Origin of the sequence: Hydrogenophaga sp., assembly GCF_041633695.1 — a bacterium.
GTDB lineage: Bacteria > Pseudomonadota > Gammaproteobacteria > Burkholderiales > Burkholderiaceae_C > Hydrogenophaga.
Window position 1 is genome coordinate 1 of record NZ_JBFJMY010000562.1, and the last position, 2,403, is coordinate 2,403.

Genomic DNA, 2,403 nt, shown 5'->3' on the forward strand with positions numbered 1-2,403 from the left:
AGGCTGGAATCAACACCGTGGCCGACAACACCCGGTTCATGTCCGAAGTCTTGAATTTCTTCTTGACCGAGCAGGTTCTGGTTGGGCCCGAAGGTGACATTCAGGCCGGCACCTGGATGGCGTGCACCACCACGCCGCACGATATCGCCTTTGTCGGTGGACCCACCAGTGGCTTGCACCACATCTCCTACTTTCTAGACAGTTGGCACGACGTGTTGAAAGCGGCCGACATCATGGCCAAGCACAAAGTGCGCATCGATGTCGCGCCTACCCGTCACGGCATCACACGCGGAGAAACGATCTACTTCTTTGACCCCAGCGGAAACCGCAACGAGACCTTCGCCGGCCTGGGCTACTTGGCCCAGCGCGACCGACCGGTGACCACCTGGACCGAAGACATGCTGGGCAGTGGGATTTTCTACCACACAGGCAACTTGGTTCCATCGTTCACCGAGGTGTACACATAAGCCCAGCCATGCGGTGCGCCACCCCATGAAGTGGGCGATGCGTGTGGACCGGCTGCGCCGGATGCAACGCATCTCTTGCTGTCTTCGGGCTGGCGTTGAACAGCGTCCCTTATCTCGGCTCAGCTTTATGAAACCCGTTCTTTCAGTTCCCCAATCGCTGATCACCGCCGAGGCTTGCCTGATCGCCTGCCGCGCGGCGGTGGCCCATGCCGATTCGTTGGGCATACGCATCAATGTAGCGATAACCGACGCTTCGGGCTCCTTGGCCGGATTTTTGCGCATGCCCGGTGCGTATTTGCACTCGATCGATATCGCAATTGACAAGGCCTACACAACGGCCAGCTTCGGCTTTGCCACCAGTCAGTGGCCCGAAATTTTGGCAGGCGCAGAGGCACTCCGAATCGGCATCGTGCACCGCCCCCGCCTGGTGGTGTTTGGCGGTGGCCTGCCCATTGTCGAAGACGGCGCATTGATCGGTGGCGTCGGTGTCTCTGGCGGCTCGGCCGAGCAAGACGAAGCCTGCGCCCGCGCTGGTCTCGATGCCCTGGGCCTCACCTGAATTTCTCTACTGCACTTTGACCATGAAACAGTTCCACAACTTCATCAATGGCGAATTCGTCGCCACCGGCAAGACCTTCGAAAACCGCGCACCGGTCAACAACCAAGTCATCGGCCTGGTGCACGAGGCGGGCCAAACCGAAGTGAACGCCGCCGTCGCGGCCGCACACGCGGCCATGAAGGGCGAATGGGGGCGCATGAGCGTGGTCCAACGCACCGAACTCATGCACGCCGTGGCCGACGAAATCAACCGGCGCTTCGACGACTTTCTGGAAGCCGAGCTGGCCGACACGGGCAAGCCACGCTCACTTGCCGCACACATCGACATACCGCGCGGTGCCGCCAACTTCAAGGTGTTCGCCGACATCGTGAAAAACGTGCCGACGGAGAGCTTTCAGATGACCACGCCTGACGGCGGCACTGCCATGAGTTATGCGGTGCGGTCGCCGCTGGGGGTGGTCGCCGTGGTCTGCCCCTGGAACCTGCCGCTGTTATTGATGACCTGGAAGGTGGGCCCGGCGCTGGCCTGCGGCAACACCGTGATCGTCAAGCCTTCGGAAGAAACCCCCGCCACTGCCACGCTGCTGGGCGAGGTGATGAACGCCGTGGGTGTGCCCAAGGGCGTGTATCAGGTGCTGCACGGCTTTGGGCCAGGCTCGGCGGGCGAGTTCCTGACCCAACACCCCGGCGTCAATGGCATCACCTTCACCGGTGAAACCCGCACCGGCGAAGCCATCATGGCCGCAGCCGCCAAGGGTGTGCGCCCGGTCTCTTTCGAGCTCGGCGGCAAGAACGCGGGCATTGTGTTTGCAGACGCTGACTTCGACAAGGCCGTGGCCGGCATCACGCGCAGTGTGTTCGAGAACTGCGGCCAGGTCTGCCTGGGCACTGAGCGGGTCTACGTACAGCGCCCCATCTTCGATAAATATGTGGCCGCGCTCAAAGCCAGCGCAGAAGCGCTGAAGGTGGGTCCATCCGACGAACCGGGTGTGAATCTGGGTCCCCTAATTTCTGCAGAGCACAAAGCCAAGGTGCTGGGCTACTACGCGAAGGCCAAAGCCGAAGGAGCCACCGTGATTACCGGCGGCGGAACGCCATCCATGTCGAGTGAATTCGCAGAGGGTCATTTCGTGCAGCCGACGATCTGGACCGGCCTACCTGAAACTTCCAGTGTGGTGCGAGAAGAGGTCTTCGGCCCCTGTTGCCATATCGCACCCTTCGACACAGAAGAAGAGGTTATCGCTCTGGCCAATGCCACCGACTATGGCCTGGCCACCACGGTGTGGACACAAAACCTGGGCACAGCACACCGCATGGGCGCGGCCATCGAGGTGGGTCTCTGCTGGATCAACAGCTGGTTCCTGCGCGATCTGCGAAC

The 2,403-nt window shown here is 61.4% G+C and carries 3 protein-coding genes; all 3 read left to right on the forward strand.

Going from position 1 to position 2,403, the window contains the following annotated elements; all coding sequences use genetic code 11:
• The coding region (locus ABYB95_RS21690; RefSeq protein WP_372661839.1) for a VOC family protein at positions 1-467 on the forward strand (467 nt) is incomplete at its 5' end.
• A 127-nt stretch (positions 468-594) separates the two neighbouring features.
• A complete protein-coding gene (locus ABYB95_RS21695; RefSeq protein WP_372661843.1) occupies positions 595-1,026 on the forward strand; it encodes a heme-binding protein in 432 nt (143 codons plus the stop codon).
• Between the two features lie 22 nt (positions 1,027-1,048).
• Positions 1,049-2,403: 2-hydroxymuconic semialdehyde dehydrogenase (locus tag ABYB95_RS21700; protein WP_372661846.1), on the forward strand; the 1,355-nt coding region annotated here is incomplete at its 3' end.